The sequence below is a fragment of the Planococcus salinus genome, from assembly GCF_003719725.1.
GTDB classification, from domain to species: Bacteria; Bacillota; Bacilli; order Bacillales_A; family Planococcaceae; genus Planococcus; species Planococcus salinus.
Window position 1 is genome coordinate 214,486 of sequence record NZ_RIAX01000002.1, and the last position, 13,455, is coordinate 227,940.

A 13,455-nucleotide genomic window follows, 5' to 3' on the forward strand; every position below is an offset into this window, starting at 1 on the left:
ATCGATCCAAACAAGCTGGAAGTTAAGCTATAACAACCAATTCAAGTGAAAAACGGACGAATGCTTTCATTCGTCCGTTTTTTTGCGTGCCGCTTTAAACCGTTGAAACTGTTCCGGCAACTTTTCGTTTGTCTTCGGGGATGATGGTAAGCTTTTAAATCACCTCCTGTCTCTGTCTATTGTTCATATTTCACTGCCAGAAGTGGAACGAAATTATAAGAATATTAAATTTTCAAATATATTAGAAAACAACGTTTACTTTTTATAAATTCATGTTATCATGGACAAATAGATTCAATATTTGTAATTATTATACTTTTATTCTCTTCATCTAGAACTTCTTACATAGGTATATTTGATTGCATGCTGCTTTGAATCAATAAGCAAGAATACTAAAGGAGGAAAGTTATGAAAAAGGGGTTTACAATTCCATTGGTCGCATTATTGGTCGCCTCACAGGCAGCGATGTCTCCCCTCGCACAAACAACTGAGTTGACCAACATTGAGCCTGGAGACTATTCAACAAACACAGGGCTCAATCCAACACTGCAAGTCACAGTTCCGGATCTTAGAGGGGAAACTGCCGCAACTGCCGAATTCAGAAAAGGGCATACATATGACTTTCAAAGAGACACAGGCATAAACGGGTTTCAAGGCGTTTCATCCGGTGATCCACTGAAGACGGTTGATGTTACGAAAGAAACACCATTCAACGATGCAGATATAGCAGACGCCGATATGGCGGACGGAACTTCTGTGGAAACAGTCAGTGAGGAAGGCTTTCCTTATCACCGCTTTGAAGTGAATGTAAAGGAAGAACTGGCTGCAGGCGATGAGGTGGAAGTGAATTGGACAGGAGCAACACCGGGAGACGGCAAAGTGACTCTTTCTGCATGGGATTATCAGGCAAAGAAATGGATGCCATTAAAGGAACAGGAAGGAAATTCTCAAGGAAGTAAAATCGAACTGACAGCCGATGTTAGTGGCTCTCAATTCGAAAGAAATGGTAAAGTTCAAGCGATGGTGCACGCTTCCAGTGTTACTCCCGAAACCGACGAAGATCCGTTTACGATGCTGTGGTTTACGGATACACAGTATTATGCCCAGGATTATCCTGAAGTTTGGGAGTCCATGACAGATTATATGGTCAAAGAATACCAAAAAGGAACTTTCGAATATGCCATGCATACCGGAGATCTCGTGCAGGTTCCCAAAGAACTGGACCAATGGGAGGTCGTGGATGAAAACTTAAGCAAGTTAGAGGCCGCTGATATTCCGTATGGTGTATTACCCGGAAATCATGACATTGAATTATATTACGATACAGGGGACAACGAAACACGGGGGATATTTGTTTACGATAATTACAAAAAATATGTAGGGGCTGACCGATTCCGGGACAAACCTTGGTACCATGAACAAATCGAGCAGTCCGGACCTACCGGCACGAACAAAAATCACTATGATTTGTTTTCATTTGGTGAACATAAGTTCATCATGTTGTATCTGGGGTATGGTACAGATGGATTGCCGGAAACCATCAAATGGGCCAACTCAGTGCTATCCGAACATTCAGATTACAACGCCATTATCGGCATGCATGAAAATATCAATTCAATTGGCAGTTACGCTTCCTCAAACGCAGTAATCGTCAACAGAGAAATTGTCAGCAAAAATGAAAACGTCAAAATGGTATTGAGTGGCCACCACCATGGAGCGACGAGAGAAGTTAAAACCTACACAAATGAAGACGGCTCCACACGGGAAGTTTTGGAAGTCTTATCAAATCACCAAGGAAATACGCACCCAGAACGAGGACAGGGTTATTTGCGGTTAATCACCTTTGATCCGACTGATGAAACCGTACAGTTCATCTCGTATTCGCCTTTTTGGGATGATTATAATTTTGAACCGTTTGATGAAGACCAAGAGAGCTTTACTGCAAATTTCGATTTATTCGACGTCAATGGTTCCCCACTGATTGAAAAGCAACTTGAAACAGATTACGTGGCACTGAATATTTACCAGGAAGACAAAATCGGGCAAAGTTCCGATTTGCAACCAGGCGATACAGCAGCTGCCGAGTGGAAAGAGTTGCGGGAATTTACAGAGTACTTCTGGTATGTAACTATTGCAAACAAGGATGAAGAGGTAAAGTCGAAACTGTATCGCTTTACTACAGGCAAAGCACCTGTTGTTGATCCTGAGCCGGAACCGGAACCAACTCCGGATCCTGAGCCAGATCCAGAACCGAATCCGGATCCAACACCTGAACCAAACCCTTTACCATTTACAGACGTAGCAGCAAAATACTATGAAGCAGTAAACTATCTGTTTATCAATGACATCTCGCACGGGATTTCAGAAACCCAATTTGGGATAAGCAACAACATCAAACGTGCGGATGCGGCCATCATGCTCGGAAAGGCATTGGAGCTGGACATCACTGACGTATCCGATTCCGGGTTTACCGACGTCCCTGACCGTGACCAGGCCCGGGAGTACATCAGCGCATTAAAAGCGGCAGGTATTGTCAACGGGAAATCCGATACTTCATTCGGCGCCCATGACAATATTACACGCGGCGAGATGGCCATCATGCTCGCTAATGCTTATCAATTGGATGCCAGCTCAGACTATATGCCTTTCACCGACGTAGCTGAAAGATACGAACAAGCCGTAGCGGCACTTCTCGAGTATGACATTACGCAAGGTACATCAGAGACGCAATTCGGAGTTGCCAACTCCCTGACGAGAGGAGATTACGCAATCTTCCTGAACAGACTCAACGCATTGGATGAAAACGAATAAAAATCAAAAACCACGCAGCTCTTTTGAGGCTGCGTGGTTTTTGCATGCTGTTTCAGTATTTATTGCCCTGATCGCCATGCCGTTCAAGAAGTTCTGCGAACGACAGGTTTTTCTCACGTTCCTGCCGCTCGAACGCTTTTTGCGCTTCGATTTCTTCCCGGCGCTTTTGTTCTTCTTTCACCAGCTCTTTTTTTGTCGCTTTCAGTTTTGCCAGGATATCATCCGGCAAATTGCTGTCAGCGGGTTCGTTTCTTTTGGCCATGGTCACTCACTCCTTTACGGCCGTTTCACGATGGTCGCCACGCCCTGGCCACCGCCGATGCATAATGTCGCCAGACCGGTTTTGGCGTCACGCTTTTGCATTTCATGCAGAAGCGTGACAAAAATACGGGTACCGCTCGCACCAATCGGGTGCCCGATCGCAATCGCTCCCCCGTTGACGTTCAAATTGTCCTGATTGAATTTGAGTTCGCGGTCGACCGCTATCGACTGGGCGGCAAAAGCTTCATTTGCTTCGACCAATTCAATTTCCTCCAAAGACATGCCTGCTTTCTTCAAGGCGTTTCTCACCGCCTGCACTGGTCCGATGCCCATCACCGACGGGTCAACGCCTGCATTGCCGCTTGCCACAATGGTTGCGAGTGGCGTCAATCCCAGTTCATCCGCTTTTTCTTTCGACATGACAACTACGGCTGCAGCTCCGTCATTGATGCCGGAAGCATTGCCCGCTGTTACACTGCCGTCTTTTTTGAAAGCCGGACGCAATTTCGCCAGTTTTTCAGCTGTTGACTCCCGTTTGACGTATTCGTCTTCTTTGAAGATGACCGGTTCTCCTTTGCGCTGCGGAATTTCCACTGGCACAATTTCATCTTCGAATTTCCCTGCGTCGATTGCAGCTGCGGCACGAGCCTGGGAACGGGCGGCGAATGCGTCCTGATCTTCTCTCGAAATGCCGTATCGGTCATTCAGGTTTTCTGCTGTGTTCCCCATATGGCAGTCGCCGAAAGCACACATCAATCCATCCGACAGCATGCTGTCAATCACTTTTTGGTCGCCCATCCGGAAACCGTCGCGTGCTTTTTGCAGTAAATACGGTGCCTGGCTCATGTTTTCCATACCACCGGCCACTATAATATCCGCATCTCCCGCATAAATGGCCTGTGCAGCCAATTGAACCGTTTTCAGTCCCGATCCGCACACTTTGTTGATGGTCATGGAAGGAATCGCATCCGGAAGCCCGGCCTGCATGGCAGCCTGCCTCGCCGGATTCTGACCAAGTCCCGCCTGCAATACATTTCCCATGATGACTTCTGATACTTGTTCAGGTTGTATACCGGCTCTTTTTACCGCTTCCTTAATGACGATGGCGCCCAGTTTGGTTGCGGGTACATCCTTCAACGATCCTTGAAAAGACCCGACTGCCGTACGGACTGCACTGACAATGACAATTTCTTGTGACATGCTATTCTCCCCCTTGTTTATGTAATTCCAGTTGCTCTTTTCTCCCACCTCTCTATACAATAGAAGCAGGAGGGATACTATGTTCAGTTTACCAAATAATGCAACGATTATCGAGGTCGGACCGCGGGATGGCTTACAGAATGAAGACAAGCTTGTAACCACGGAAAACAAATTGACATTCATCAGTGAACTGCAAAAAGCGGGAATACAGGAAATGGAACTGACTTCCTTTGTTTCGCCAAAATGGGTACCGCAAATGGCGGATGCCAAGGACATTGTCCGGCATACGCAGAAGATGGGGCGCCAAATCGTTCTGACACCGAATAAAAAAGGGATTGATGCGGCACTAGCAGCAGGAGCAGATGCTGTGGCGGTGTTTGTCGGCGTTTCCAATACCTTCAATCAGAAAAACATCAACAAAACGACGGCAGAAAGCATGGAAATACTGAAACCACTCATTTTGCAGCTGAAGAAAGATGGAATTTTTGTCCGCGCCTGCATTTCCACCGCATTTTACTGCCCTTTTGAAGGAGCGGTCAAGCAGAGTGATACAATTGACCTGTGCCGTCAATTTGTCGATTGGGGAGTCAATGAGTTGAGTGTTGCGGACACGATCGGCATGGCGACCCCTGCTGAAAGCTATCGTTTGTTCACTGAATTAATGGAAGCGTTTCTGGAAACTTTGATAACGGCTCATTTCCATGACACCCGCAAAATGGCGCTTGCCAATATTCTGGCTGCTTTACAGGCAGGAGTCAATCGATTTGATGCCTCTGCGGGCGGTCTCGGCGGCTGTCCGTTCGCTCCTGGTGCTACGGGGAATGTGGCAACCGAAGATGTCGTGAACATGCTTCACCGCATGAACATCGATACAGGAATTGACGTGGATGCATTATGTAAAGCTGTAGAAGCAATAGAACCCCATGTGTCAGGCACCATCAATACGGGAATGTATACATTGTACAAAAACCGTAGATAAGGAGTTGCCAGTGCCATGAGAAAGCGATTGTTATGGATAGCTGGAATCATTTCCAGCCTGTTTACTGCTTTATTGACGATTTTGGGGTTTGTCATCACCAACCGCCTTATGTACTTAAAGAAAAAAGATGAGAACTTGATATTAGAACGGGAAACTTCCGCCAAACGCTATGACGAGTTCTGGTATGCCCACGTCAAAAAAAGTGAGAAATGGATTGAAACAGCAAACGGCTATCCAATCAAAGCTATTTTTTTAGAACCGCATGATACCAATTGCTACGTCATCATCTGCCATGGAGTAACCGAAAACAAAGTCAATTCGTTTAAATATGCACGGATGTTTGAACGCCTGGGTTTTAATTCCGTGGTGTATGATCACCGCCGCCACGGTGACTCTGGTGGCAAAACGACAAGTTTCGGCCATTATGAAAAAATCGACTTGCAGGCGGTCGTCAAAGCATTGAAATTACACGTGGGACCGGATCTGTTTTTTGGTATACACGGGGAATCGATGGGCGCAGCCACTACTTTGCTATATGCCGGTATGGAAGACACAGCGGATTTTTACATATCGGATTGCGCTTACTCGGATATATCGGAGCAGCTCCTTCACGTCATGCGTACTTCCACTCCTTTGCGCACTACATTGGCTTTGAGGCTGGCCAATCTGTTTCTGAAAATACGTGACGGCTACTCGATCAGCACCGTGTCTCCAAAAGAAGCAGTTGTGCACATCAAGAGTCCCGTATTGTTCATCCATAGCTTGAATGATGAATTCGTCCTTCCGCATATGAGCGAGGAACTCTATGAACGGAAACCGGCACCAAAAGCGCTGAAACTGTTTGAAGAAGGGGCACATGCACAGTCATTCAATAAAAACCCTGAAGAATACCAGGAAGTCGTTGCGGAATTCTTATTGTCTCATAATTTGCTTGTCCCTTTAAAAAGCACTCCTTGAGAGTGCTTTTGCGCTTCCTACTGTTCTTCTTCCTGCTGCTTTTTGTTCAGAATCAGTTTCATTCCCGCTTGCCCTTCAGCTCCGATGATCAGTTCTGTTAACGACCCCGTCTTGGCCACCCCTGTGATATGGAGTTCGATTGTATCCAGCTGGAAATCCGAAAGCTCCTTTACAAGGTCATTGATCTTGTCGAGTGAGACAGGGAAAATTTTATCTCCTTTGGTTTGGGCTGTAAAACTGTCCTCTTCTTTTTGCAGCACGGGCAGATAAAAAGCATATTGTTCTTCAGACATGTCGTCACCCTTTCTGTCCTGTTTTTCTACCATGCCCGTTTGCTGTTTTTTCAAACTTTATTGCCAATGAAAAAAGGCACTCATAATGAGCGCCTTTTATTTTTTAGCTGTTTTAGTAGGTTTATTTGTAGAAGCTTTATTCATTTGAGCCATCATTTGATTGATTTTCTTTTGAGATGGTTTTTGACCCATTTGCATCATCATAATACGCAGCATCTCTTCATTGATCGGCGGATTGTCCTGCAAATACTTCATCATGTATCGGCGAGCTATAAAAAAGCCAAGCGCAACACCTGCGAGCAATGCGACGATGACGATTACTACCCAGATCCAAGTATCCAAATTTGTTACCTCCCTCGTGTTGCTTAAATAATTCATGCACCAAAAAGGATTATACTATAATTTCAGCGATGTGACTACAAATAAAGCAATAGCTCAAAACCAATGGTTTCCCTGTCCACAGTTGGGAGCTGCCCATGTAACTGGGATTTCCGTTGAGATACAAAAAAGCGGAAGCATCTTTTATCGGATGCTTCCGCTTCCAGTTATTCCTGGATCAATTTCTTCACTCGGTCTGCCACATTTTCAGGTGTAAAGCCGAGCTCTTTCATGATGCGGTCTCCAGGTGCACTGGCTCCGAAGCGATCGATTCCAAGCACGTCGCCTTCGTCGCCTGTATACCGTTCCCAGCCGAAAGAAGTTCCCACTTCAATTGCCAGACGTTTTTTAACGTTTTTCGGAATAACGGATTGCTTGTACTCTTTGTCCTGTTGTTCAAAACGATCCCAGGATGGCATTGAAACGACAGATACAGCAATTCCCTGTTCCTTCAATTGCTTTTGGGCTTCAACCGCAAGACTGACTTCCGATCCGGTTGCAAGCAGCAATGCTTCAGGGTTGTCAGCAGGCGAAATGACGTATGCACCTTTTTCGACACCCTGCTCGGCAAGTTCCGCGCTGTTTTCCAGGACCGGTAAGTTTTGACGGGACAACACCAGCAACGTCGGGGTTGTCTTGGATGTTAATGCCAGACGCCATGCCGCTTTTGTTTCGTTGGCATCAGCCGGACGGATCAAGCTCAAGTTCGGCATCGCACGGAGTGAAGCCAAATGTTCCACCGGCTCATGTGTCGGTCCGTCTTCGCCGACCGCTACACTGTCATGTGTGAACACATAAGTCACCGGCAGACCCATCAATGCGGACAGACGGATAGCAGGACGCATATAATCGCTGAAGACGAAGAACGTCCCACCGAATACATGAAGACCACCGTGTAACGTCATGCCATTCAATGCGGTTCCCATCGCAAATTCACGTACACCAAACCAGATGTTACGGCCTGATGGATTTTCAGCATCAAAATCGCCGGCATCTTTGATTGTCGTTTTATTGGAACCTGCCAGATCGGCACTGCCTCCAAAGAAAGAAGGTACCGCTTTCGCGATGGCATTGATCATTTCTCCTGATGAAGAACGGGTAGCCTGGCTTTTGCCGGCTTCATAGCTTGGTAATTCTGCATCAAAGTTGTCCGGCAGATCTCCCTTGATTGCGGCTTGAAGCTGTGCTGCAAGTTCTGGATACTGCGACTCGTATTCAGAGAATTTTTCGTTCCAAGCTTGTTCCGCTTTGCCGCCCAGTTCTTCTGTCGCTTTCTTGAAAGTATCGTATACTTCGTCGGGCACATGGAAATCTTTGTCGAATGTCCACTCATAGTATTCTTTTACCAGTTTCATTTCGTCTTCACCAAGTGGAGCACCATGAGCATCCGCTTTTCCGGATTTGTTCGGAGCGCCATAACCAATAATGGTTTTCACTTCGATCAATGTTGGTTTGTCGGCAGATTCTTTTGCTTTTGCAATCTTTTCCGAAAGGTCGTCCAATTCATTGCCGTCGTCCACGCGCAAATAATTCCAACCGTAAGATTCAAAGCGTTTCTGAACGTTTTCAGAAAAACTTTTGCCGAGATCTCCGTCGAGTGAAATATCATTGCTGTCATATAACACAACCAATTTGTTCAATTTCAAATGGCCAGCCAAAGAAATCGCCTCTCCAGCTACGCCTTCCATCAAGTCTCCATCCCCACATAATGCAAACGTGTGGTGGTCGATAATGTCCAGGCCGTCTTTATTGTACTGAGCAGCTAAGTGGCGTTCAGCCATGGCCATTCCTACTGCCATGCCGATTCCTTGCCCCAGTGGCCCGGTTGTTGCTTCCACGCCGACTGTGTGACCATATTCAGGGTGACCGGGAGTCTTGGAATCCCACTGACGGAAATTCTGAATTTCTTCCATCGGCAAGCCATACCCACTTAAATGGAGCAAGCTGTATAGAAGCATAGAACCATGACCGGCGGACAGTACAAAGCGGTCCCGGTTAAACCAGTCGGGATTTTTCGGATTATGGTTCATATGTTTGGTCCACAATGTATAAGCCATAGGGGCAGCCCCCATTGGCAATCCAGGGTGTCCGGAATTGGCTTTTTCGATCGCATCGATGGAAAGTGTGCGTATCGTTGTTACTGCAAGTTGGTCTGTATGGTTTGACATCGTAACATCCTCTCTAGAACTAAATTTCATCCCTTACTAGTTTAGTCAACAATAGAAAAGAATACAACGAAAAAGAGAATAAGTATTAGTTTAAATACTTATTCTCCCGGATGTTCTTGATTTTTTCTGGAGTAACGTCATCACCGTTCGGATCGATCACTTTGACGTTTTCAATTGTACCGCGCATCGATTGACGGAACGTCTGAAGATATTCCTGCCTTAAAGCTGACTGTTCTTTGGCTTCTTCGGCGGACAAGCCGTCTTTTTTTGACTTGCGGGATAGTTCATTGATTCGGTTGATTTTGTCTGGAGATAACATATGCACTCACCTTTCTTCTTATCATATGGTATAAAAAAAGAGAGAGGACTGCAATAAATCAGCTTTGAGACAGCTCTTTGAATTCTTTATATCGACGGTGGACAGTGGCTTTGCTTGCCTGGTAGCCGAACCCTTGCAGCGTCACAGCAATTTCATGGAACGTCAACCCGCTTTCCTTCAGGCTGACAATTTGGTCCACTGGCAGCTCTAGTCGCTCGCGGCCTTCGGGATTTCCTTTGCCGCTCAGATTTTTTTCAGGTTTGTAGCCATTTTCGACCGCCCGCTTCATGCCTCTTTTGATTTTGGCATTATGTATCTTTCGCTGGTACTCTTCAACAACTGCCAGGATTTCAAGCACCATGTCATCCATGTCGTTTAAAGCGATCGGGCCCTGATCCGATAAAGTATATACTTCGACACCGTATTTTTTCATAACATGAAGCAAGGCGATCCGTGCGTGCCCTCTTCCGAGACGAGTTTCATCTTGAACAAAGACAGCGTCAACAGTATTTGTTTTGATGTAATTCAACATTTCCAACAAACCTTCCCTATCCATCTCATACCCGCTGTGCTGGTCTGAGAACACTTGATCTACCAGATAGGATTGTTCAAAAGCGAACTTCATCAATTCTTCTTCTTGCCTTTCGAGTGAGGTTTCCTGGGTATCTTTCGTGGTACTGACGCGGCAATAAATGAATGCTTTTTTCGTCATTCTGAATCACCGGCCAATTGAATGGTATCATCTGGAGCGAATTTAAGATCTTCTCTGGGAATCTTAATCGTTTGTCCTGCTATTAAATGGGGAGTCGAAAGGCCGTTTTCATCCATGATTTCCTTGATCCATTCCTGATGCGGCGTGTCCCCACTAAACGACTCAGCCATTGTCCAGAGCGTGTCCCCTTTTTCAATATGGATTTGGCTCATCTGCCGCTCCTCTTTTTGAAGAAGCACAAGATGGGAAAAAGATAAAAGAAGAATAAGTGAAAAAAAGAAAGTAAGATAAAGATTTTTTCGAATAAGTGCCATTGGATTTACCTCCTTGGAATGTGTGTTCGGAATGTATGTTCCCATAATAAAACGAACAAATGTTTTTGTCAACAAAGAAATTCGAACCTATGTTTGCATTTCATAGCCCAAGTTGCTATAATTAGTATAGAAAAACGTGAAGAATCACTAAAAAGAGGTGAAACTGTTGAAAAAAGTATCAAAACGACAAGAAGATATCTTATCATTCATAAAAGACGAAGTACGCGTAAAAGGCTATCCGCCTTCTGTGCGTGAAATTGGAGAAGCTGTTGGCCTGGCTTCCAGTTCGACTGTTCACGGCCATTTGGCACGACTTGAAAGCAAAGGCTTAATCCGCCGGGACCCTACAAAACCGAGAGCGATCGAAGTCATCAGTACAGAGGAAGCTTTAATCGAAAAAAGCCCTGTTCTACATGTTCCGTTGATCGGTAAAGTTACAGCCGGCCTGCCAATTACTGCCATTGAAAACGTTGAAGAGTATTTCCCGCTGCCCCAGGCATACGGCACGGAAGACGATCATATTTTCATGCTGGAAATTATGGGGGAAAGTATGATTGAAGCTGGTATCCTCAATGGGGATTACGTGGTGGTCAAGCAGCAGCAAACCGCTGACAACGGCGATATCGTCGTGGCAATGACTGAAGAAGACGAAGCCACAGTTAAACGTTTCTTTAAAGAAGAATCCTTTGTCCGCCTGCAGCCGGAAAACTCGTCCATGGATCCCATCATTGTGGAACAAGTAACGATATTGGGTAAAGTGGTAGGTGTATACCGCCAAATTTTTTAAGCAAAATGCTGAGATTTTCTCGGCATTTTTTGTTTGTTCCGTAATTTTATTATGTAAACTTTTGTCTGCCATAAAAAAACGCCTAGATAATAGGCGCTCACTCTGCTTCCAATTCACTTACCAGAATGTACTTGACCAAGTTCACTGTAATGCGATAAATATTACCGGTTTTTTCATTCGTGAATTCAAACGTGCCGTTGGTTGGAATGTTACTCAATACAGAAGCTTTGTCGACAGCTTTGATCTCATGGACAATTGTATTGCCTTGGTCAAAACAAAATTCAACGCGATAACTTTTCATCTTTATCCTCCTCTATTGGTTGTCTAAAGATCTGTAATCCAGTTTAACATAGATGACAAAAATTATCGGTTATCAGCAGTCCCGCCTCTTCCACTCGCAAATTGGTTATTGAAATTTCTACACCACGTCAGTTCACAAAATAAAAAGCCATCTGGTCAGATGGTTAAAAAATTTTAATATGTATGCCTTCAGCGGTAGGAGGACGGAGAATAAAGGCATTCTCATTTTCTTCCACCGTATAATCCTTCAGATATTCTTCCACTTCCATAGGATGACTGGCTTTCGTCTCCCTGGTGATCTCCCTTACAATCATGTTACTCCATTCTTCGTTCAACGTCTTCCCGTTTATTGTTAGTTTCATGTGGCACCCTCCTACTATATAACAAAAGATTATCATATATATCTAGTAATTAAACGAACACAAGGTCCTATAATACATCTTTTTATTCTAAAGAAATTGTGAAAGTCACGCGCTGTGATGCGACTTACGGTCTCAATTACCTAATCCTTTGGTCTTGATTCTGCATTTTTTGATCTCCGTTTCCGGGATGATTGAAGTTATCCGAAACGGCATTAAAAAACCGTCAAGGCAGAGAGCCTTGACGGTTGCGAAACATTTAATACAGTTTCAGGTATTGTTCCCGTTCCCATGGATGCACACTTGTTCTGAACATATCCCATTCAATCTCTTTCGCTTCGATGAAGTTATTCAGAATATGAGATCCCAATGCCTTTGTCATTACTTCATCCGCTTCCAGTTCACGTAAAGCAGAATATAAAGTTCCAGGCAAATCTTTAATGCCTACAGCTTCGCGTTCTTTTCTGTTCATGGCATAAATATTGCGGTCAACCGGTTTTGGCGGAGTCAGTTCTCTTTTGATGCCATCAAGTCCCGCGCCAAGCAATGCAGCCATTGCCAGGTACGGATTGGCAGTTGGATCAACAGAACGGACTTCCACGCGTGTGGATAAGCCGCGTGAAGCTGGTACACGGATGAGAGGGCTTCTGTTCTGGCCAGACCAGGCAACATAACAAGGCGCTTCATATCCCGGAACCAACCGCTTATATGAATTGACTGTTGGGTTAGTAACAGCTGTAAACCCTTGTGCATGTTCAATAATACCAGCCATGAATTGGTAGGCTGTTTCACTCAGCTTCATTTCGCCGTCTTCATCCAAAAATGCATTCTCATTGCCTTTGAACAACGATACGTTCATATGCATTCCTGACCCGTTGACACCGAACAATGGTTTCGGCATGAATGTCGCATGAAGGCCGTGTTTGCGGGCAATGGTTTTGACAACCAATTTAAAGGTTTGGATATCATCGCATGCTTTGATGGCATCTGCGTATTTAAAATCAATTTCATGTTGTCCTGGAGCCACTTCGTGGTGGGAAGCTTCGATTTCAAAGCCCATTTCTTCCAGTTCAAGCACGATATCGCGACGGCAGTTTTCCCCTAAATCGACTGGAGCCAAATCGAAATAACCACCGTGGTCATTCAGCTCAAGAGACGGTTCGCCTCGGTCATCCAGCTTGAACAGAAAGAATTCCGGTTCAGGTCCAAGATTGAAATGAGTGAATCCCAGTTCTTCCATTTCTTTTAATATACGCTTTAAATTGGCGCGCGGATCACCGGCAAACGGTGTTCCATCCGGGCTGTAAATATCGCAGATTAAACGTGCCACTTTGCCTTTTCCTGTGATCCAAGGGAAGATGACCCAGGTATCCAGGTCAGGGTATAAGTACATATCCGATTCCTCGATGCGCACAAATCCGTCAATGGAAGATCCGTCAAACATCATTTTGTTGTCGAGTGCTTTGTCCAATTGAGAAGTAGGAATTTCGACATTTTTGATTATGCCGAGGATATCTGTAAATTGCAGTCTGATAAAGTTTACTTCTTCTTCTTTTACTAATCTTTTAATGTCATCTTTTGAATACTTGCTCATGATCTTCTTCACTCTCCTATGTA

At 45.0% G+C, this 13,455-nt stretch carries 15 protein-coding genes; 4 read left to right on the forward strand and 11 right to left on the reverse strand.

The window, feature by feature from the left end:
* The first annotated feature begins 408 nt into the window (after window positions 1–408).
* On the forward strand, window positions 409–2,811 hold the full coding sequence (locus EEX84_RS03730) for an S-layer homology domain-containing protein (protein ID WP_123164245.1): 2,403 nt from the start codon (window positions 409–411) through the stop codon (window positions 2,809–2,811).
* A 52-nt stretch (window positions 2,812–2,863) separates the two neighbouring features.
* Here the strand turns inward: EEX84_RS03730 and EEX84_RS03735 are convergent, their stop codons facing one another.
* Together EEX84_RS03735 and EEX84_RS03740 are read right to left on the reverse strand one after the other, a co-directional pair.
* Window positions 2,864–3,073: a YqkE family protein gene (locus tag EEX84_RS03735; protein WP_123164246.1), complete on the reverse strand. Its 210-nt coding sequence runs from the start codon at window positions 3,071–3,073 to the stop codon at window positions 2,864–2,866.
* 14 nt (window positions 3,074–3,087) lie between these two features.
* Window positions 3,088–4,272, reverse strand: a complete 1,185-nt coding sequence (locus tag EEX84_RS03740; protein WP_123164247.1) for an acetyl-CoA C-acetyltransferase — start codon at window positions 4,270–4,272, stop codon at window positions 3,088–3,090.
* Window positions 4,273–4,351: 79 nt separating this feature from the next.
* Between EEX84_RS03740 and EEX84_RS03745 the strand changes: the two genes are divergently transcribed.
* Window positions 4,352–5,251: a hydroxymethylglutaryl-CoA lyase gene (locus tag EEX84_RS03745; protein WP_123164248.1), complete on the forward strand. Its 900-nt coding sequence runs from the start codon at window positions 4,352–4,354 to the stop codon at window positions 5,249–5,251.
* A gap of 15 nt (window positions 5,252–5,266) precedes the next feature.
* Window positions 5,267–6,208, forward strand: coding sequence for an alpha/beta hydrolase (locus EEX84_RS03750; RefSeq protein ID WP_123164249.1), 942 nt, complete (start codon window positions 5,267–5,269; stop codon window positions 6,206–6,208).
* Between the two features lie 17 nt (window positions 6,209–6,225).
* Here the strand turns inward: EEX84_RS03750 and EEX84_RS03755 are convergent, their stop codons facing one another.
* The 6 genes from EEX84_RS03755 to yneA all read right to left on the reverse strand — a co-directional run bounded on the left by EEX84_RS03755 (window position 6,226) and on the right by yneA (window position 10,437).
* Window positions 6,226–6,501 carry a hypothetical protein gene (locus EEX84_RS03755; protein ID WP_123164467.1) on the reverse strand — a complete coding sequence of 92 codons (276 nt, stop codon included), beginning with the start codon at window positions 6,499–6,501 and terminating at the stop codon, window positions 6,226–6,228.
* Window positions 6,502–6,597: 96 nt separating this feature from the next.
* Window positions 6,598–6,843, reverse strand: coding sequence for a YneF family protein (locus tag EEX84_RS03760; protein WP_123164250.1), 246 nt, complete (start codon window positions 6,841–6,843; stop codon window positions 6,598–6,600).
* Between the two features lie 203 nt (window positions 6,844–7,046).
* Complete coding sequence (tkt, locus tag EEX84_RS03765; RefSeq protein WP_123164251.1) at window positions 7,047–9,047, reverse strand: transketolase; 2,001 nt, start codon at window positions 9,045–9,047, stop codon at window positions 7,047–7,049.
* An 85-nt stretch (window positions 9,048–9,132) separates the two neighbouring features.
* Window positions 9,133–9,366, reverse strand: a complete 234-nt coding sequence (locus tag EEX84_RS03770) for a DUF896 domain-containing protein (RefSeq protein ID WP_123164252.1) — start codon at window positions 9,364–9,366, stop codon at window positions 9,133–9,135.
* 58 nt (window positions 9,367–9,424) lie between these two features.
* Window positions 9,425–10,078, reverse strand: coding sequence for a YneB family resolvase-like protein (locus EEX84_RS03775; RefSeq protein ID WP_123164253.1), 654 nt, complete (start codon window positions 10,076–10,078; stop codon window positions 9,425–9,427).
* Window positions 10,075–10,437: a cell division suppressor protein YneA gene (gene yneA, locus EEX84_RS16770; RefSeq protein WP_420812549.1), complete on the reverse strand. Its 363-nt coding sequence runs from the start codon at window positions 10,435–10,437 to the stop codon at window positions 10,075–10,077. Before yneA ends, EEX84_RS03775 begins: the two co-directional genes overlap by 4 nt.
* Before the next feature lie 121 nt (window positions 10,438–10,558).
* On the opposite strand from yneA, the gene lexA reads away from it, so the two are divergent.
* Window positions 10,559–11,179 (forward strand): transcriptional repressor LexA, encoded by a 621-nt coding sequence (gene lexA / locus EEX84_RS03785; RefSeq protein WP_123164255.1) that lies wholly within the window; start codon window positions 10,559–10,561, stop codon window positions 11,177–11,179.
* Between the two features lie 97 nt (window positions 11,180–11,276).
* On the opposite strand, the gene EEX84_RS03790 is transcribed toward lexA, so the two are convergent.
* The 3 genes from EEX84_RS03790 to glnA all read right to left on the reverse strand — a co-directional run bounded on the left by EEX84_RS03790 (window position 11,277) and on the right by glnA (window position 13,432).
* A complete protein-coding gene (locus EEX84_RS03790) occupies window positions 11,277–11,480 on the reverse strand; it encodes a hypothetical protein (RefSeq protein ID WP_123164256.1) in 204 nt (67 codons plus the stop codon).
* Window positions 11,481–11,643: 163 nt separating this feature from the next.
* Complete coding sequence (locus EEX84_RS03795; protein ID WP_123164257.1) at window positions 11,644–11,841, reverse strand: hypothetical protein; 198 nt, start codon at window positions 11,839–11,841, stop codon at window positions 11,644–11,646.
* 256 nt (window positions 11,842–12,097) lie between these two features.
* Complete coding sequence (gene glnA, locus EEX84_RS03800; RefSeq protein ID WP_123164258.1) at window positions 12,098–13,432, reverse strand: type I glutamate--ammonia ligase; 1,335 nt, start codon at window positions 13,430–13,432, stop codon at window positions 12,098–12,100.
* Between the last annotated feature and the right edge of the window lie 23 nt (window positions 13,433–13,455).